Origin of the sequence: Streptomyces sp. SM1, assembly GCF_002910825.1 — a bacterium.
In the GTDB taxonomy this organism is placed as follows: domain Bacteria; phylum Actinomycetota; class Actinomycetes; order Streptomycetales; family Streptomycetaceae; genus Streptomyces; species Streptomyces okerensis.
Window position 1 is genome coordinate 20,488 of record NZ_NEUB01000918.1, and the last position, 17,632, is coordinate 38,119.

Below are 17,632 nucleotides of genomic sequence, written 5' to 3' on the forward strand. Positions count from 1 at the left end.
AGCTCTCCGGCCTCTTTGCATGGTGCTGATGAGTGCGAGGCGTGGATGGCGCGAATCTCCCAGGGCTGACCAGCCTTCAGCCTCGCTGGTATCCCGCATTGGAGGACTCGGGACTGCGGCTACGGGATCGCTCGTCTGCTTCGACGACGTAGAGGATCTCGTAGGAAATCGTGGTGTTGAGGTTGAGCCGGTTCTTGCTCTGGCTCTTCTCCATCGTGATCTTGCGGAAGCCGCGAACGGCCTCAGCGCGATCGAAGAACCGGCGCAGCCTAGAGTTCACGCGCTCACGGGCCTGTTCGGCCGTGACGCCCATGTCGGAGACGACGAAGACATGTGTGTGACCGTGCTCGAAGGTGGGCTTCTCACCAGTGTCGAGGTCCAGACGAATCTTCGCACGGCTGATGTCGAGCGCGTCGGGACGGACGAGCTTTCCTCGTGAGTCGTACGTACAGGTGTTGACGATAGCCATGACGAGATCCTCTCCTCTCCTGATGAGTATGACTGAATAGATACTTTCAGTCACACCCCCGGTGACCGGATCACCCCGGTCACCACGAGCATGCCCTCCGCACGAAGGACCGGCGGCTGAAAGGCCGCCAGGTCCCGCACGGAGGGCACCATCGTGTTTCAGAAGAGGCTGAGTCACCCCGCTCACTGCATCGCGGACTCGCCTCCCGCGCCCCGGACTGCGCCAGTCGCAGTCCCGCCGGCGACCCGCCGGTAGAGCCCCAAGGCACAACCAGCGAAGGCCAGGTACAGGAACACCGCGGAGACGGGGTTCGCCAGAGCGCCGAGCGCCTGTGCCGGGACAAGGGCGGCAGCGAGGTTGAAGCCCAGGTGCAGGAGCACGCAGGGCCACAGCACGCGCGTGCGTTCGTAGACCAGGGCCAGGAGCACCGCCAGTGGCAGGGTCGAGGCGAACTGCACGGCGTTGCCGTGCAGCAGGCCGAACACCACGGCGGTGACCAGCGTGGAGGCGAGGATGCCCACCCGCTTGCGCAGCAACGGGTAGATCAGCCCTCGGAACAGGGCCTCCTCCCCCGCGGGAGCCGCGACCAGGGTGAGCAGAAGAGTTGCCACAGCCCCGGCCGCGTGCCTCGTCTGGTTCGACGCGTCGAAGCCGGCGGACCCGGCCGTGACGTAGATCCACAAGGCCAGCGACTGGCCGGCGAGGAAGGCCAGGACCGCGCAGCCGAGGACGGGCCACCCGAAGCGTGGGATCTCCGGCCTCGGCCGCGGGGCCGCCGCATGCGCGAGCCACCGGGGCCGCTGGATCCTCACCGAACCCACCAGGACGACAACAAGCATGCCCAGGACGGCGGTCGCAACGATCGGCTCTCCGATGAGGAGGACTGCGACGGTGCCGAGGACGAGGTAGACCGCGACGGCGACGAACGGCACGAGGACGCACCACCCGATGCCGATCAGACGCGAGGTGATCGGTGAAGTCGTCAAGGTCTCCTCCTCTACGGGGCTCAAGCAGCCGTGGTGATCTGTTCGTTGATGACGGCCTGCACGCGGGTGTCGCCGCGGAAGGTGTTCAGCTGCAGCGTCGCCGTGAAGCGCAGCGTCCCGAGCTCGGTGCGGCTGGCGCGCTGCACGAAGCCCCGGAGCACGTCGAACTTCTCCTCGGCGACGTTCCACCACAGGCAGGACAGGCCGGACCGGGTGACCAGACGCAGGTGCTGCGATTCGGATCCGATCCGGTCCACGCGCAGCCCCAGGGGCTCGATCGCGATCTCGACGACAGGAGCGGTGAAGCCGTGCCCGAAGGGCTTGAGCCCCTCGGTCCGGCGCACCAGCTCGAACAGCGGCTGCAGATCCTCGAGGCCGGCGTCGCAGTCGGCGTCCGGGCCGAGTACCAGATCACCGCTCGGTCCGTCGGTGCTGACGGCGAGCAGGGCGACCTGGGTGGCCTCCTGCAGCACGGCGACGAGGTCACCGAGCTTCTCGGCCTTCGCGATGCGGACGCCGCAGGCCTGCTGGTGCCCGATGGCGCTGAGACCGTCGTGCGGCTCCAGGCTGGTGATGATGTCGAACCACCCCGGCGCGCGACCGGAGCCGCTGACGAAATCGTCGGGGCCGGCGGGCCGGTTGACGACGACGACCGGGTGGCCGTTGAGCTCCATCATCCGGTTGGCCAACAGCCCGTACATGCCCGGGTAGGCGTCCGAGAAGTACACCCACGGGGCCAACGGCTGGTCCCCGGTGGTGAGTTCTTCCATGTGCTCGATGACCAGCTGCTTGCGCAGATCGTTGCTCTCGATCACCTGGTGGGCGACCTTGAGCTTGACGTCAGCACCGGCGGCCGTGAACACCGCGAAGCACGGCTCAAGCGAGGCCCCCGTGCGGCGCGGGCTGTTCATCGCCGGGGCGAGGTAGAAGCCGAAGAAGCCCTCGTCGAGGTCGTCGACGTCTCGGATCTTGCCGATCTGCGCGAAGGCCTTGAGCACGATCGCGAAGCCCTCGAAGGCCCGGAGGAAGACCGGATGATGTGGCTCGGTGCGCAGCAGCTGCATCAGGATCGACTGCTCGACGTCGATGGCATCCGGGTCAGCGTCGAACCCACCCCAGGGATTGGGGATCGTCTTCGGCGCGACGACGCGCAGCAGACGGGCGATCGAGATCGCATCACGCACCAGCTGACGGTTCTCGTACAGCACGGGCATGACGTCGGAGACGGTGCCCAGGCCGGCGAACAGGCGCAGCAGGTGGATCTCCCAGAGCTTCTCGGGCCGGTGCACGCGGGTGTAGGCCTCGATCACCTGGTAGAGCACGTGGGCACCGCAGATCCCGGTGTGGGCGTAGGTCTCGTCGATCCGGCACGGGTCGACGGTGATGTCCGCGGTCGAGCCCGGCGCGAGCTCCTCGTGGTGATCGGTCACCAGCGTCGTCCAGCCCAGGGCACGCGCGGCGGCGATACCGCGGTGGGAGTTCACTCCCCCGTCGCAGGTGAGCAGGACCCGGGTGTCGGGCCACTTCGCGTGGATCTCGGCGATGTCCTCGGGCGCGAGCTCGTGACCGCGGCGGTAGTCGGGCAGGTGCAGCTCGACGTCGAAGCCGAGCTCGGACAGGCCGGCGTAGCCGAGGACGCCGGAGGAGATGCCGTCCATGTCGAAGTCGGGGGCGATGGTGATCTTCTTACCCGTGGTCCGGGCGTCATGAAGGGCCTCGACCATCTCGGCCAGGCCCAGGAGCTCGTCGTGCTCGGTGGACTCGATCTCCTTCAAGTACTGATCCGACCACCCCCTGCGCTGGCACAGCAGCTCGAAGAGGTCGGTGTCCTCGTCGGTGAGCGCATGGTCGTCGACGGTATGGAGCGTGGACATGGTGGGACCTCTCATCAAGGTTGTTGGTCGGTGGAGAACGGGGTACGTGACACCCCTCGCATTGCTGTGATTTTAGCAGTTGCATTCACCTTTTCTGCCAATTCAGCAGTGCCTTCGAGTCCCATTTGGGCTCCGAATGGCACTCTTATCTCGAATGGTTGCGACAGACTTTCCAAGGTCCTTGCGCATCAGCTACTCTCGCCGGTATGGCCATTCGAAGCATTGTCGAGTCAGATCTCAGTGGTAAGCCGGATGCGGCTACGGCGACCTTCGGCCTGGGTGACACCTGGTACGAAGTCGACCTCACAGCTGAGGAACAGAAGAAGCTTGAGGAGGCGCTGAAGCCATACCTGAAGGTCGGCCGGAAAGCCGGGAAGGCGGCGCCAGTCAAGAAGCGAGTCGTACCCGAGACGACTGCCGAGGAGCGCGACAAGATCCGTGAGTGGGCCAAGAAGGAGGGCTACGAGTTCGCGGAGCGGGGGCGCATCCCGAAGAAGGTCATGAAGGCCTACGACGAGGCGCACGGCATCGATCGGAGCAAGTAGCGCTGAGCCTGGTGTTCGCCTCCCGGCCGACTTTTCCCATTCGTCCCTGAAGGGCCCTGCAGTGTGCTGCAGGGCCCTTCGTGCGTCTCAGAACGGCGGCAGCGACGGATGGATCACGCTGGTCGTCTCGATCCCCGCAGCTCGCGCGCGAGACCTGCAGTGGATGGTGCCGTGCGAGAAGTGCCCCGGCGTATGTGGCATGAGCTGCGCCTGGTCTCGCTGCGGGCATGCGGGCTTCCGGCAGAGATCGAGGAAGGCCGTGCACAGCACCTGAGCCCCGGCACCGCGGAAGACCTGGGCGGCGTCGACCATCTCCTGGTTGCGCTGGAAGCCGGCCCGCTTCCCATGAGCCGACCAGGCGGCGGGGAAAGTGCGGATCCCGAAGCCGGCGGCCCGCCACAGGCGCTCGGCCATGGCGTCGGCACCCTCGGCGCAATGCCCCGAGATGAGTACCGGCCGGGTGACGTTCTTGGGACCCCAGTCGCGCCAGGCGTCGTTGAACGTCTCACGCATGCTCTTCTCGTCGTTCCAGCTGCGGGAACCGGTGACGAGGACAACGTGCGAGAACGATTCTGGAATCATTTCAGCAATCATTCGAGTCTCCTCTCCTGGTGACTCGGCGGTCTCCACAGCTGGAGTCGAGAGCTGTGGCCACGATGTCTGGACAGGCGGCGGCCTGCATGTCGCTGGCTCATACCGGCCGGCTGGTACCGGGTTCGATGACGGCCAGGTCCTTCTCCCGGTGGAGCTCGACGGCGGATCTGATCGTCATCACACATCGGCATGAGGTGGACGGTGTACATCCGGTCATCGCTGCGGGAGACGTGCACAGTGACGACCGTGCCGTTCTCGCCGTTGGTGAAGTCGACGTTGCCGATGCCCCCGGCTTCGCCGGAGCGCATCACCTCGGCGACGGCTTCGCTGTTCGGTTGCCACAACTTCGGCTCGCGGCGGGCTCCGGTGTCGTAGGGCGAGATTTCGGGCTGGGACTGCGTCCTGGTGGCGCCTCTTCGTGAACTCGGGTGCGGGTGGCGACCATCGAGTGCGGACCCCGGTGGGTCCGTGTGATCTCGATGTTCGACCCAGCCCCGTGCCAGCTTTGCTGGCTGACGACCCGGAAGATCTCGATGGCGTGATCTGCTCCCGGATGGATCGCGTGGCGAGCCGTCGCACGGGTCGTCACTTCTCGCCTGAGCCAGGCGCGCAGCGCCAGGCGATCCACCACTGCTGCACCCTTTGCTGCTGTCCACATCTGTGGACAACTGCAGCGGGGCAGTGGTGGGGCTTCCTCTCTCAAGCGCAGCGCTGGGCATAGCCGGAGGGAGCGCCAGCGACCGACGGACCGGCGAGCGAAGCGAGCGGTGGAACCCGTCGGCTATGCCGACTAACACGTCCTCGGAGCGCAGCGGAGAGGCCGAGCGGAGCGAGGGTCCGCAGGACACGTGTTATCAGGTTCCCTTATGCCCTTTGCTTTCTTGCCGTCGTCCTCGCTGTTCCACGGCTGGAGCGTTAGCGGAAGCCTGGAACATCAGGGGAAACGGTCCGTACCCTCTTGACCCGTACCCCTCCCCCTTTTCCGCGCAGCGGGGGTACGGGTCTGGCTGTTTCGCCTGGTCATTGCACCTTCTGGCTGTACTGCTGTTTTGCCGTCCGTGATACGGCCGTACCCCCATGCTGATCCGTCCTCGTGAGGCACGAGCGAGGCGGGGGGTACGGGTCTGCTCCTGACGGGGCGCAGCCCCGGTTCATCGCCCTGCTGCCGTCGGCGGCACAGCCTTCGCCGCGCAGCGGATCCGTCCTCTCGCGACACCGTCGCTTCGGCTGTGGACAACGCTCTGCTCCACCGCTCGCTGCGGCGGCGCAGCCGGCCTCGCCCCGTCGCGTTGTGCTGGCTGCACCGACGTGGATTCACCTCGCTCCGGTCGTTGCTCCGGTGCTGCCGCGGCAGCGTGCCAGCACCTCATGCACCGCGTCCGAGGCGGGCGTTCGGCACTACCTTGTCGACGCACGCTCCGGCCCCGGGCTGTGTTCCCTTTCGCGCCTGCGCGGCAAGCCCGGGGTGGTCCTTCGTGGACGCATTAGAAGAAGAGAGGCCCGGCTGCTGCAGCCATCTGCCCATCGGGCACAGCGAGCCGCTCCAGCGTCATCGGGCCGTTGTCGTCTTCCTCCAGGGGCTGCTTCCGCAGCAAATGCCTCTGCTCTTTCTCTACCTCACGGGCCTTTGCTGCGGAAGCAAGTCCTTCCTCGCACGTTCGCTGCGTGCGGGGGTCTACTCCGCCTTCGCTCCTTCTCCCTCTGCTCTCCTCTGCGCGACCATGACGGCCCGATGACACCCCTCTGTACCGACCGTCGCAGCGGCGCTGTGCCAACACTGTGTTGACGGCTCGCCGACGGCTGTGCTGGCTCGCTCCGCCGGCCTTCCGTGGCTGCGCTGCCGCGCCTGCCGACGGGCTTCGGCGAGGGGCACAGACAGGCTTTTCGGCCCCATGAAACAGCGTCTCTCGCGCGTCTCCGAGGTGACTCATCGGGACACGCAGGGGACGCGACTGGGACACGCATAAGACGCCTACTGCTGCCGCTGGGTCTCTCAGGGTCCCGTGCACGTCCTCACGGTGTCTCGTGCACGCTCCAACAGTGGCGCCCCGGCGTCGCACACGGTGCCCTCCGAGGGCTCGTCCGTGCAGGGGTACCGGGTTGCGTCTCATAGGAGACACCACCTGGACGCCAAGGGGACCTCATTCGTACTCCAATGCGGCTCCTCGGGATCAGTGTTGTGACCGCGGGTGTCTCGCAGGCGTCCCGCGTGAGCACTTGCCGCGTCACAGGTGGGGCCCATAGGCGCACGATGCCGGCGACCTGCGCGCAGTCGCCCCTGGTGGAGGCACGGGGGTGTCTCACAAGTATCCCTGTCGGTACTCAATAGGGACTCCGAAAGCGCCTCTCTTGCGTATCGAATAGGACTTGCATAGGACTCAACAGGGGCACTAGAGTGAGCCCGCGTTGATTCGCATTCGAGAGGAAACGCGAAGGGCGGTGAGTCCATATGGCAGAGCCAGAGGCATCCGGCGAACGACCGGATGAAGCGCAGGTGCGAGTGGCGGGGCGAGGTGAGTGCAATGGCGAATCAGCCGGGTGAACCTCGCAAGGTCCGCTGGACCGTGCCCGCTGCCGACACCTCGGTGATCGAGTGGCTCGATCGGCAGGAGAACATCTCGCAGTCGCTGCGACTGCTCATTCGGGAGTCCATTCAGCGCGACGGATACATCGATGTCTTCTACAAGCCCGTCGATCAGCTGCCGCGTCGCGGCCGGCCGCCACTGGAGAGCACCGAGCAGCACGAGGACGACGAGGCCACAACCGATCGCCGTCCGGCCGCCAGGCCGGTTCAGCCGCAGTCCGCAGTCGCCGACGAGGCCGAGGTCGACACGGACGCCGTCGTCGAGAAGACAGCACCAGCGCCGTCAGCCCAGCCCGAGCCGGTTCCCGCACCGGTTGAGACGGCCGAGGAGCCCGCGGCAAACGCCCCCAGCGCACCGCCGGAACCGCCGAAGCAGGCATCCATCGACGAAATCATGGCGAGCACTCGGCGCTGAGTAACGCGGTGAATTTCATTTTCCAGGCAGACAACACAGACACCGAGGGGCCGAATTCATGAGCGCCAACAGCAACGACACCATCACTCTCACCGGCGGCATCGACGTCGGCAACGGCTATGTCAAGGGCGTCATCCAGAACACGAAGCAGGGGACATTCGACGAGATCGATCTGCCCAGCGCGGTCGTCTCGACTTCCCGCACCTCGCCGAAGGTGCCGCTCCCCGACGCGGATGCGGCCTCCGTGCTGGCCGGCGACTTCTACAACCAGATCGACTGCTCGCTCACCACTCCCCTGGTGGCGGCGTCGGACCGCCGGATCTTCGGCCGCGCAGCGCTGTCTGTGCGCGGCTCGAAGTTCACCGAGTTCGAGGTGCTGGGCAAGCACTCCAAGGCCGATCAGGAGCTGAGCAAGGTTCTGGTCCTGGGTGTCTTCGCCGCGAAGGCCCTGCGCGACTACGTCCGCGAGAACGGCGCGCTGCCCGATCATGAGCTGCGCGTGCAGGTGCGCGCCGGCCTGGCGTTGCCGATCTCTGAGTTCGTCGCGCGTCGCCATGCCTACGCCGCCGAGTTCATCGGTCTGCTGGGCAGCGCGGATCCGACGGTGCACCTGGTGACGATCAAGAACTTCAGCACTCCCGTCTCGGTACGTCTGCAGTTCGTCGACGTCCAGGTGATGGCCGAGGGTGCCTCCGCGCAGTTCGCCATCACCGACAAGGGCGAGCCGCTCGCACAGGCCCTGCTCGATGATCTGCGCGCCCGTGACGCGTCCATCGTGGAAGGTGTCTCTGCCTCCGATCTGGTGGCGGTGCAGAACACCATCGGCGTCGACGTCGGCGAGGGCACCGTGAACTTCCCGGTCTTCACCGACGGCCGGTTCAACCCCGAGGCGGCCGACACCCTCGACGAGGGCTACGGCACCGCGCTGATGAACGCCATGGAGCGCATGAGCGAGTCGGACGCCACGCTGCAGTTCTCCTCGCGCAAGCAGCTGGCCGACTTCCTCCACGCGGAGCCGTCGGTGCTGGTGAAGAACCGTCACCAGCGCGCCGCCGGCTTCGTCGAGGACGAGGCGAGCTACCTGGTCGATGAGATCGTCTCCTCCTTCGGCGACGTCCTCTCCCAGGCCGGTGCGACAACCGAGGTCGTCTACGTCTACGGCGGCGGCTCGGGCCCGATCAAGCATCTGCTGCACCCGGCGCTGCTGAAGGCCGCGGGCGATGTGCCCGTGCTCTACCTCGACTCGAGCTACTCGCGGCACCTGAACCGCGAGGGCCTGTACATCGCGGCGCGCCACGTCGAGCAGCAGGCCCTCGCCGCGAAGTCCGCGGGCAAGCGCAGTAAGGAGGTGGCCTGATGTGTGAGGCACTGGATGCGACCTCGAAGGCCGAGGTCGAAGAGATCAGCAGCCGCATCGAGTTGTCGGATGAAATCGTGCTCGAGTTCATCCGCGATGGGGCCTTGGTTCTGCTTCGCGAGCAGGCCCGGCGGAAGCTGCTCAAGTCGGATGAGGAGCTTCCGGGCTCCGCCGCAGTCCTCGCGGTCGGCTCGAAGAGCAGCCCCGAGCCGGGCGCATGAGCGGGTACCGCGAGATCGTGAAGTTGCTGGCGGCGAACACCGGCGCGAAGCGTATGAGCGAAGTCTTCGACAGCTTCGTCGAGATGGCGGCGCTGGCTCTGCGCAACGCCGTGGACGTCAGCGGGAGCGAGGCCTGGGGAGTGCGCGAAGGGCAGTACCTCCAGATCGCCGGCCGCTACAGCAGAACAGAGCTGGACCGCTTCGCGCACGCCCTGGCGCTGGTGACCGTGGAGATGGAGCGCGAGCCCTGCGACGTACTCGGCCGCCTCTACATGGAGTTGGAGCTCGGCAACGAGCGGCTCGGCCAGTACTACACGCCCTACGACATCGCCCAGCTGATGGCCGAGATGCAGATCGACTCGGTGGTCGAGCACGTGCGGAGGGACGGCTTCGCCAATGTGTATGAACCCAGCTGCGGCGCGGGCGCGTTCATAGTTGCTCTGTCGCAGGCGATGCTCGAGCACGGCCTGAACCCACAGACGCAGCTGCACGTGACGGCAGAGGACATAGCACCGCAGGCCATGCACATGATCTACGTCCATCTGACGCTGCTGCACATTCCGGCGGTGGTGCGCCGTCGCGACGTCCTCACGCTGGAGACCTTCGAGTCGTGGCCCGCTCCCGCTCATGTCCTGGGCGGTTGGGGCCGGAAGCTCAGGCTGGCCCGGGCGGTCAATGGATCACGGCGGCTGATCATCACCACGCCTCAGGGGACTCCCGAAAAACCCGCTGATGCTCTGGAGGTGCAGCGATGACGATCACGCAAGAACACACCGATCTCTCTGACGTCGAGAGCGACGAAGCGCATGCACGTGCGTGTCAGCTGGCGGTGTCGGCGGCGAGGGGCCGGACGGCGGAGCAGACCACAGTGTCCGACGTGTCCACCGCTGCGGTGAAACTCCTCACCTGGTACATCCAGCACCGACCCGGTGAGACCGCAGCCATCCTCGGCGACATCTGCCTCAAGACCCGTGTGCGCCTGGGTGTGCATCCTTCCAAGACCGGCGAAGTGCTCGGCCGGTCCTTCCACCTGGACAGCGGTCTCGACGGCCGGACCATCGACACCCTGCTCGACATGGCCCTGCCCTCGGCAGCACAGGTATTCCGGAAACGGTAGGCAAGCCCGTACAACCGGTAGCTGCGGCGGCGGCACCGCGTCCTGTGCCTGCGCGGACGCCCCCTCTTGCCGCCGCCTGCGTGCCATAGCTCAGGGTGCGCCTGCTCGGGTTCCGGAGCAGGGAATCCGCGTGCAGTCTCCCTCGGCGCTGGCAGGCTGTGTCCGGCACCCGAACGTGGAGAGGCGACCGATGCCCGACAACGACCGTCGCCAGGAAGACATCAGCGTCCTGGACCAGGCGCTGGAGCTGTACTCCAGTGCTTCGGTCCTTACACTGCTGCGTGCGGCACTTGAGTCTCCAGGCTGCGCCCGCTTCCATGAGCACCTCCTGCTCATCTTCGCCCGCTCTCTGGCGGCCCCGGCCCGGGACGGGCGGGCCGCGACCGTACGGGACCTGCCCGTCCTCCTTCACACGGCCCTCCAAGCCGCCCGCAGGGGCATCACAACGCACCGCTTTCCGAACAGCCCCGCCGATGCCGTGCGCTTCACGCTCAAGGGTCGCCGGTACCTCGTCCATCCCGGCGACCTCGACCATCCGCTCCCCGTTCTGCGAAGTCTGCGAGACACAGCCGACGCCGTGGACAACCACCTGATCCAGGTCCGTGGCTTCGGCATCGACGATGTCCTCGAACTCGCCCTGCGCCACACCGACCACACCGTCGCGTGCCTCGCCGCGGCCTGGCCGCCGGCAGACGAAGCCGAACCGATGCGCGGGCAGATCACGTGTGAGGTAAGCGGGGCCGAGATCACGGCAGCTGCCGGACTCGGCATCGACCATCTGACTACAGCGGCCGCCGACGATCCGGAGCGGACGACGGCCGCGCTCGCCTACCTCACCCGGAACCTCAACGAACTTCCCCTCCTCTACGACCCCGGACTGCCTCTTCTCGGCCCCACCCTGCTCATCTCGGACGGCGAGCGGACAGTCCCCGTGCCTGCCTCCACCGCCTTGGAGGCCGTCACTGCGGCGGCCGCCGATCTGCTGGACGCCCACCCGGCGCCGCCCGAGGCCCTGATGCAGCTGCGGCGCCGCGCGGCCACTCGCGTGGCAGGCCTGCTCGGTCTGGATCACGCGCCGGCCGAGCCGGAGGAGGTGTGCCGGATCAGCTCGTTGTCCCACCGTCTGGAGATCGCGATCGTTGCCACCCTCGGCGATGACCTGGCGGTCCTGGTGGAGAAGGCACGCACCGAGCTGTCGAGTGCACCAGCTGGTACGGGGAGGCTCGTCATCTACGCCGGCCCGAGGTTCCTGGGTCGCGAGGTGATCACCGACACCCTCTACGTCCACGTCGAGGAGCTCACCGAGATCTTCTCCGCGGCCGGCGGCGACCTGACGAAGGTGGCGCTGTGGGTGCTGGAGCTCACCGAGCACCCCGGTTGCGACGCCGTGGCGTACTACGACGTCCTCGACGCATGGACGGCCTGGTCCATGAAGGCAGCGCTTCTGCCGCCCGGCCCCGCCGGCGAGGGCGGCGTGGTGGTGGAGCCGTGTGGGTGGGACGTCTCCTGGGAGCGAGCGGCACTGTGGGCGCGCACGGACGATCTGCTGGCCGCGACCGGACTGCCGCCCGCGATCGACTGGGCCGACTGCCGCCTTGCCGCCGCATCCGAGGGCGATGGCCAGTGGGCCGACCTGCGTCAGAGGCTCAACGAAGGCATCGTGAAGGCCTGCATCAGCACGCACCCGCCGCTCGTCATCGTCGCCACGCTCGACTGCGACGAGCGGGCCCTGCTGGACGAGGCCTCCTTGGCCGGACTCGCCGACGGTATCCGGGGCACCCTCGCCGCAGACGCCAGCCTCACCCAGCACTCCACCCTGCCCGACCGCCGGCCGGTCCTTCTGCATCTGACCGAGACCCTCCAGCCCCACCGTCCGGCCGCCGACCTGGCGCCGGAGGTTCCGGACGATGCTCTGGCACTACAGATCGGCCTGGACGAGGAAGCAGCTCGCATCGACCTCGTCCTCGACCCGCTATTCCTGGCCCGCTTTACGGAGGACGGCCACCGTGTCCTCGGCCTCGTCCTCAACCACACCATCGGCCGCCTCCGCACCGCCCACGGCGCCAAGAACGGGCTCAATCAGGCGGACTTCAGCAACGCGTGGGACGCGGCGGTCCCCATCCTCACCTGGTACGCCGGCGACCCCTACGCACCGCCGCCCGCCCCGCACCACTACCTGCCGAGCAGCACGCCTCATGTGCGTGTCCGCGCGCTGCGCGTCGCCGCCGACGCGGTGCGCGCCGCAGGCCTGCCGGCCGGCACGTTCACCGGCCGCGAGGCTGTGGGCCGCGAAGGACACGCCAGCCAGCTCCTGACCGCCCTGGAAGACGGTCTCACCGGTCAGCTCCGCGCCCACCGTCCCGACCTGGTGCCCGCACTGGTCCGCCACCTCAACGCAGCGCTCGCCACCCGCACTGAGGGCCGTCGGGAATCCCTGACCGGTCTGGTTCACGCCGGAGGAAAGCCCTGGCAGGAAGAGGCAGAGCGGCGGGAGTCCGACGGCGCCGCCATCACCACCGCCCTGCAACTGCTGATCCAGCAGGCCCTGATCACCCCGCCCGCCGGCGACAAACCCACCGACCTCATCGCCCTGGCCGAACTGACCGCGCTGGCCGAACTCCTCCTGCGCACCGCGCTGGTCGCCATCCCCGCCAGCCGCGGCCTGCACCCGGCCACCCTCACCGTCCATCCCAGCGGCGTCTTCACCCTCGACGGCGCCACCACAACGTCAGGCGCTGACAGCCCAGAACATCTGGGACTCGACATCGCGGCCTACCGCAACGCCCAGGAACAGGCCTGGTTCGCCCGTGCCCGCCAGAGCCATCCCCAACCCCTTGCCCCCGAGGAACTGTTCACCGCCCGCCGCGGCGGGCGCACTCCGATCGCCTTCACCCGCCTGAACCCACCACCGGGCAGCACCCTGACTCAGGCCGACCGCGACCTCACCGCCTGCTGGGGCTGCGGCCTCGACGGGCTCGCCGCCGTACTCGCCACCGCAGCCGACTGGCCCACCCGCCCGGACGGAACCGCCTTCACCAGCCGCCAGGACCTCGCCCGCGAGGCCGCAGCCTGGTCCCAGCTGCCCGAAACCCAGACCCGGGCCGCCGTCGACCAGCTGGTCCTCGACCCGGCCAACGCGGCCGGCTCCCTCGACCACGCCTATGCAGAGGTCGAGCGCCGCATCCGCCCCACCACCCACCCACTGATCGCCCACGACGACGGCATCATCATCGCGCCCTGGCTCGTACATACCTCCCAGCAGCTGTACGCCGCCGGTCTCGCTGACGGACGCCTGCCGCGCCCAGACGCTCCCGCGAAGGTGACCGGCCTTCTAGAGCGCCATCGCCAGCAGCAGAACAACCAGCTCGAGACCGACCTCGCCCAGGCCGCAGCCCGCGCGGGCCTGCCCCACCTCTCCCGCCTCGACCGCGGGCCGGCGGCCGCCGCCGACATACCCGGCCTCCCCGGTGAGGTTGACCTCCTCGTCGCCGACCCCCGGGGCCGGCTGTGGGTCATCGAGGCGAAGAACCCCCAACGCGCCGTCGGCATCCACAAGGTCGCCCAGAACCTCGGGCGGTTCACCGGCTACCGAAAAAAGCTGCTGGCCAAGGCCGAAGTGATTCGCGCCCATGCCGCGGCAGCAGCACGGGCGTGCGGCGTCCAGACAGCGCGGGACTGGACGGTCACACCCCTCTTCGTCACCCGGAACATCGATCCCGCCGCCTTCACCACCGATCCTCAGATCGCCTTCACCACCATCGACCACCTCGCCGCCCTGCTGGCCGACGGCACAGAACCCAAGGCCGGATGGAACCAATCACCCGCCCGTCCCTGACCCGGCACCGCGCACCGTCCCCTTCCGTCCGCATACCCATCCCCGCCGGACACCCCCCATTCCGGCAGGACTCCTTCGCCGCCGCACTGGGGGCTCCGGACGGGCGGGCCGCCGCCGGACGCCCGCCAGCACGGCCCGGCGCGCGAAGGGCACGCACCAGTGCGAGCGTGGAGGAAGGAGCGATACCCCAGGCTTTGCGCTGGGTGCACAGGATGGAGCACGGTCATGGCTCGGGCGATATGAGACGGCATCCAGAAAGGCCCCTCCGAAGCATGCTCACGCGTTGACCAGCCGCTCCCGCGTCACCGGCACGAGCAAGGCGGAACTGCAGAAACTGAGCAAGACCGGGTTGTACGAGTGGGCCGAGCAGAGGGTCCCGAGGCGGTCCAAGATGAGTCGCGAGCAGCTCATCAGCTCACTTCCCGGTCCCCGACACCGACGCAGCAAGAGCCCTGCCTGAACGGCCGCGAGGGCTCGCCCCAGGGCACCACTGGCGTCGCGGGGGGACCGTGCGGAAAGGACGAGTCAGTCGGTGTCTTCCGGGACCGCATCCCCCGGCTGACGCGTCTGGGAGGCATAGCGGGGCTGGGCGCACTACCGTCGTACGCGCCTTGCCTTGACAGGACGGTGGGGCTTCGGGCGGCCCTCACCGCGCGCCCTGGTCAAGGGCCGCCCTCCACCGCCCTCGACGGGACGTCGCCGACAGTCCCGTCGTCCAATCAGTGCATCTATGGATGTGGTCACCGATGCCGGGCTCCGTCTCACCTTCCGGTGCGGCACGCCAAAGGGCCTCAGCTTCCTGAGGCAGTCGGCGCGATCCGGATCTTCTCGGACGAGGGCGTCTCAGGAACCACCGCAGGCACTGACCGCCCCGGGCTGCGCGAGCTGGTGGCGGAGTTGCAGGCCGGCGACGAAGTCGTCGTGTGGCGGTACGACAGGCTCGGACGGACCCTCGAGGCGATACGGGCCGTCGTTGAGCTGATCATCGCGAAAGGTGCGACGCTGCGCAGTCTCACGGAGTCCCCCGCCAAGGGGCTGTTCTCGCTGAAGTTCATGATGGCCGCTGCCGAGTACGAGCACGCCTGGAAGCTGGAAAAGTAGGAGCACCGCCGGCCGCCGGCGAGAAAAGAAGATCCCCGCGGAGACGTGCGCTCCACGGGGATCTTCGGCGTTCAGAGTGGGTGTCAGGCACACCGTTCGATGCGCGTGGCCCCCGAGTCGTCCTGAAGCCCGGTGGCCAGGTCGTACCAGAAGCCACTACCCAGTCGGACCAAGGTCTTTTCCTCCCGACCTCCCCAGCCGGGGATTGCGGGGACGTTGCGTCGGTCGAGGACGGTGGTCGTGCAGATGGACTCTCCGGCGTTCTCGTCGAGGCTGCTCTTGACGACGACCTTGTCGCCGGCCTGAAGGTTCGCAAGATCATTCGTGCTGATGGTGCTGGTGCTCATGGCGCCGTGCTTCTTTCGGATCGAATCTGGACTGCGGTTTCAGTTCTGGGTCGCGCTCATGAGCGCCTTCTTCGCGCGGCGCTTCTCGGCAAGAGCCCGAAGGGTACGCAGGAGGATCCACCAGCACACGCCGCTGAAGGCGATGCTGACGATGATCGGCGTGTACTGGCCGGTCATGACGCAGAAGACCGCAGCCGGCGCGAGGACGATCACATTCGTCGCAATCATGAGGGTGAGGAGCACCCGGCCGATCGTCTTGACAGCGCGGTCGCGCCACGTCGAACCCGCGGTGCTGGTGGTGGCGTTCATGCGCTGGGTCCTTCCTCGATGATGTAGATCTTCTCGGCGACGTAGGCGTCGTCCTGCTCCTCGGCTGCGCTCTCGACTTCATGGGAGATCTGGCCGATCACGGGGATCAGCGTCAGCCGGTCGATCGGGGAGGCCGTGCGGACGGTGATCACGGCGGTGGTGAGTCCGGCCACAGACGGGAACGTCACGCCGTCGAGCTCCGCGTGTGCGCCACGGATGCTGTAGCTCGCCGAAATGGGCACCGTGTGCCGCGGCAGCTCCGGCATCTGCTCTGCGCGTGCGTGCAACGCAGCACTCACTGCGCCATGAACATCAGCGAACTCGCTGGCGTGCAGGACCACCGGCGCAGCGTGCTCGTAGCCCGCCGCCACCTCGAAGGCGACCTTGGCGGCCTGGACGGCGCGCGTCGGACAGTGCGGTCCCGGGTAGACCTCGTCTCGCCCCGTCATCTCGGAGCACCCGTGGCAGTGCGCGGGCCCCAGATCCGGAACGCAGTCGCAGCGCATGTGCTCCGTCTGTCGGCGATCAGTGGGTTCGAGGGGCTGGCTCATGGCTGTACTCCTGGCGCTGGACGTGATCTTTCGAAGACCAGACCGAATCAGCTCCGCTGATCAGACAAAGAGAGACCCCCGCCCAGCGAGCGTGATGCTCAGCAGGCGGGGGTTCTGCGGAGTTCAAGGAACCGGCGGACAGCCGGCCGTTCGGGTCGGCCTGCACCGGGAGGCGGGGGCGTTACGGCGCCGTCCTTGCGGCTCGGTGCGCCCCGGCGTAGTGCACCGAGCCCGTCCTGCTCGAGCAGGCCAACGGCCCCGCCCCCGCTGGTCGGCGCAGGCCGTGGGGGCGAGGTTCAGCGCATGCCCATGCTGGCCTCGATCGCGTCGCCCTCCTCCTGCTGGTCCTGCCAGCAGGGCTCGCATGGGTCGCTCTCGGAGCACTCCGGGCGGGGCTGGCCGTTGGGGCACAACTCACCGGCGGCCCCGGCGGGCTGGGCGGGGGTTCCGCCGGTGCCGCACACGCACGTGTGGGCGCAGCGCTCACAGTCCTCGCAGACCTGGTGCGGGCAGCAGCCGCAGGGCAGGAACCGGTTCGGCGGCAGGGTGCAGCGGTGCGTGGCCTCTGCGGCGGCCGCGGCCTCGGCCTCCTCGCGCTCCTCGCGCTTGCTGAGGAGTGCCTTCACGCAGGCCTGGCACGACACGTCGGTGCCGGGGGCCTCGAGGCTGCTCTCCGTGTCCTGCGGGAAGTACGTGCCGCACGCGCCGGTGTCGCCGATGCCGCCGTCCATCTGCCTGGTGGCGTGTACGGCGTACCCGCGGTTCGCCTTCTTCCCAGGGCTTGATCAAGTTCCGTGAGTGTCTGGGTTGTTGGTGATGCCCAGGATGGCGAGTGCTCGTTCGGGTTCGTGGCGGATGGCGCGGGTGGTCTTGGCGATGTTGTCGGCTCCGAGGATCTTCAGGGTGCCGATGGCGAGGTTGCGGATGGTGGCCATGGCGCGGGGTGCGGTGCCGGTGTGAATGGTCGAGGCGTCCTCGGCGAACGTGACATCTCGGATGTAGTGGGAGGAGTTTTCGATTCCCCAGTGCCCCCGGATGGCGGTGGCGAGGTCGATGGGGCGGGTTTGATGGGCGGCGAGGCTGGTGACCGCGTAGACGTTCTCGCGGGTTTCGGGCCGGCCGGTGGGCTTGCGGCGGCGGTGGACCCGGATGGCGAGGTGGGCGTGGGGGAAAGCGATGCCGCCGAGGTTGTCGGCGATAGTGCAGGTTTTGATCGAGCGGGACTCGCGGCGGCCGTGGGCGGTGGCGGAGGCGGTGTGCTGGACCTTGATCGAGGTCCAGGGCAGGGCGGCGAGCTGGGCGTAGGCGGTGGGCTGGTTGGCCTTGA

18 protein-coding genes are annotated in these 17,632 nt (G+C 67.8%); 9 read left to right on the forward strand and 9 right to left on the reverse strand.

Annotated features, from left to right (window positions below):
- Window positions 1-76: 76 nt before the first annotated feature.
- The 3 genes from B9S61_RS31300 to B9S61_RS31310 all read right to left on the reverse strand — a co-directional run bounded on the left by B9S61_RS31300 (window position 77) and on the right by B9S61_RS31310 (window position 3,329).
- Window positions 77-469, reverse strand: coding sequence for a hypothetical protein (locus B9S61_RS31300; protein WP_103545221.1), 393 nt, complete (start codon window positions 467-469; stop codon window positions 77-79).
- A 182-nt stretch (window positions 470-651) separates the two neighbouring features.
- A complete protein-coding gene (locus B9S61_RS41775; RefSeq protein ID WP_219819983.1) occupies window positions 652-1,455 on the reverse strand; it encodes a CPBP family intramembrane glutamic endopeptidase in 804 nt (267 codons plus the stop codon).
- A 20-nt stretch (window positions 1,456-1,475) separates the two neighbouring features.
- Window positions 1,476-3,329: a DHH family phosphoesterase gene (locus B9S61_RS31310; RefSeq protein ID WP_103545222.1), complete on the reverse strand. Its 1,854-nt coding sequence runs from the start codon at window positions 3,327-3,329 to the stop codon at window positions 1,476-1,478.
- Between the two features lie 206 nt (window positions 3,330-3,535).
- Between B9S61_RS31310 and B9S61_RS31315 the strand changes: the two genes are divergently transcribed.
- Entirely contained in the window at window positions 3,536-3,874 is a 339-nt protein-coding gene (locus B9S61_RS31315) for an Lsr2 family protein (RefSeq protein WP_006378738.1), read from the forward strand.
- An 87-nt stretch (window positions 3,875-3,961) separates the two neighbouring features.
- Here B9S61_RS31315 and B9S61_RS31320 read toward each other — a convergent pair whose 3' ends face one another.
- A complete protein-coding gene (locus B9S61_RS31320) occupies window positions 3,962-4,504 on the reverse strand; it encodes a DUF2493 domain-containing protein (RefSeq protein WP_258039957.1) in 543 nt (180 codons plus the stop codon).
- Window positions 4,505-4,521: 17 nt separating this feature from the next.
- Between B9S61_RS31320 and B9S61_RS40475 the strand changes: the two genes are divergently transcribed.
- The 8 genes from B9S61_RS40475 (at window position 4,522) to B9S61_RS31355 (ending at window position 15,098) form a co-directional block, all read left to right on the forward strand.
- Window positions 4,522-4,890 carry a hypothetical protein gene (locus tag B9S61_RS40475; RefSeq protein WP_146065004.1) on the forward strand — a complete coding sequence of 123 codons (369 nt, stop codon included), beginning with the start codon at window positions 4,522-4,524 and terminating at the stop codon, window positions 4,888-4,890.
- Window positions 4,891-6,990: 2,100 nt separating this feature from the next.
- Complete coding sequence (locus tag B9S61_RS41205; protein ID WP_006378982.1) at window positions 6,991-7,467, forward strand: hypothetical protein; 477 nt, start codon at window positions 6,991-6,993, stop codon at window positions 7,465-7,467.
- Window positions 7,468-7,525: 58 nt separating this feature from the next.
- On the forward strand, window positions 7,526-8,824 hold the full coding sequence (locus B9S61_RS31330; protein ID WP_006378820.1) for a ParM/StbA family protein: 1,299 nt from the start codon (window positions 7,526-7,528) through the stop codon (window positions 8,822-8,824).
- Window positions 8,824-9,045, forward strand: a complete 222-nt coding sequence (locus tag B9S61_RS31335) for a hypothetical protein (RefSeq protein WP_006378670.1) — start codon at window positions 8,824-8,826, stop codon at window positions 9,043-9,045. The genes B9S61_RS31330 and B9S61_RS31335 overlap by 1 nt, the downstream gene beginning before the upstream one ends.
- Window positions 9,042-9,800, forward strand: a complete 759-nt coding sequence (locus B9S61_RS31340) for an N-6 DNA methylase (protein ID WP_006378577.1) — start codon at window positions 9,042-9,044, stop codon at window positions 9,798-9,800. The genes B9S61_RS31335 and B9S61_RS31340 overlap by 4 nt, the downstream gene beginning before the upstream one ends.
- A gap of 122 nt (window positions 9,801-9,922) precedes the next feature.
- On the forward strand, window positions 9,923-10,162 hold the full coding sequence (locus tag B9S61_RS31345) for a hypothetical protein (protein ID WP_146065005.1): 240 nt from the start codon (window positions 9,923-9,925) through the stop codon (window positions 10,160-10,162).
- 190 nt (window positions 10,163-10,352) lie between these two features.
- Window positions 10,353-13,997 carry a hypothetical protein gene (locus B9S61_RS31350; RefSeq protein WP_103545224.1) on the forward strand — a complete coding sequence of 1,215 codons (3,645 nt, stop codon included), beginning with the start codon at window positions 10,353-10,355 and terminating at the stop codon, window positions 13,995-13,997.
- Between the two features lie 771 nt (window positions 13,998-14,768).
- Window positions 14,769-15,098, forward strand: a complete 330-nt coding sequence (locus B9S61_RS31355) for a recombinase family protein (RefSeq protein WP_103545225.1) — start codon at window positions 14,769-14,771, stop codon at window positions 15,096-15,098.
- A gap of 83 nt (window positions 15,099-15,181) precedes the next feature.
- Here the strand turns inward: B9S61_RS31355 and B9S61_RS31360 are convergent, their stop codons facing one another.
- The 5 genes from B9S61_RS31360 to B9S61_RS31380 form a co-directional block, all read right to left on the reverse strand.
- Complete coding sequence (locus tag B9S61_RS31360) at window positions 15,182-15,445, reverse strand: hypothetical protein (RefSeq protein ID WP_006378837.1); 264 nt, start codon at window positions 15,443-15,445, stop codon at window positions 15,182-15,184.
- A gap of 39 nt (window positions 15,446-15,484) precedes the next feature.
- Window positions 15,485-15,754 carry a hypothetical protein gene (locus tag B9S61_RS31365; protein ID WP_059073261.1) on the reverse strand — a complete coding sequence of 90 codons (270 nt, stop codon included), beginning with the start codon at window positions 15,752-15,754 and terminating at the stop codon, window positions 15,485-15,487.
- Window positions 15,751-16,305: a hypothetical protein gene (locus tag B9S61_RS31370; protein WP_059073260.1), complete on the reverse strand. Its 555-nt coding sequence runs from the start codon at window positions 16,303-16,305 to the stop codon at window positions 15,751-15,753. Before B9S61_RS31370 ends, B9S61_RS31365 begins: the two co-directional genes overlap by 4 nt.
- 296 nt (window positions 16,306-16,601) lie before the next feature.
- Window positions 16,602-17,036, reverse strand: coding sequence for a hypothetical protein (locus tag B9S61_RS31375; RefSeq protein ID WP_103545226.1), 435 nt, complete (start codon window positions 17,034-17,036; stop codon window positions 16,602-16,604).
- A 54-nt stretch (window positions 17,037-17,090) separates the two neighbouring features.
- The coding region (locus tag B9S61_RS31380) for an ISAs1 family transposase (RefSeq protein WP_107499716.1) at window positions 17,091-17,632 on the reverse strand (542 nt) is incomplete at its 5' end.

Bases quoted from the DNA above. Each gene is read 5' to 3' on its own strand.
- B9S61_RS41205 (WP_006378982.1), top strand. From the start codon at position 6,991: ATGGCGAATCAGCCGGGTGAACCTCGCAAGGTCCGCTGGACCGTGCCC.
- B9S61_RS31370 (WP_059073260.1), bottom strand. From the start codon at position 16,305: ATGAGCCAGCCCCTCGAACCCACTGATCGCCGACAGACGGAGCACATG.
- B9S61_RS31335 (WP_006378670.1), top strand. From the start codon at position 8,824: ATGTGTGAGGCACTGGATGCGACCTCGAAGGCCGAGGTCGAAGAGATC.
- B9S61_RS31315 (WP_006378738.1), top strand. From the start codon at position 3,536: ATGGCCATTCGAAGCATTGTCGAGTCAGATCTCAGTGGTAAGCCGGAT.
- B9S61_RS31340 (WP_006378577.1), top strand. From the start codon at position 9,042: ATGAGCGGGTACCGCGAGATCGTGAAGTTGCTGGCGGCGAACACCGGC.
- B9S61_RS31300 (WP_103545221.1), bottom strand. From the start codon at position 469: ATGGCTATCGTCAACACCTGTACGTACGACTCACGAGGAAAGCTCGTC.
- B9S61_RS31330 (WP_006378820.1), top strand. From the start codon at position 7,526: ATGAGCGCCAACAGCAACGACACCATCACTCTCACCGGCGGCATCGAC.
- B9S61_RS31375 (WP_103545226.1), bottom strand. From the start codon at position 17,036: ATGGACGGCGGCATCGGCGACACCGGCGCGTGCGGCACGTACTTCCCG.
- B9S61_RS31310 (WP_103545222.1), bottom strand. From the start codon at position 3,329: ATGTCCACGCTCCATACCGTCGACGACCATGCGCTCACCGACGAGGAC.
- B9S61_RS31365 (WP_059073261.1), bottom strand. From the start codon at position 15,754: ATGAACGCCACCACCAGCACCGCGGGTTCGACGTGGCGCGACCGCGCT.
- B9S61_RS31360 (WP_006378837.1), bottom strand. From the start codon at position 15,445: ATGAGCACCAGCACCATCAGCACGAATGATCTTGCGAACCTTCAGGCC.
- B9S61_RS31350 (WP_103545224.1), top strand. From the start codon at position 10,353: ATGCCCGACAACGACCGTCGCCAGGAAGACATCAGCGTCCTGGACCAG.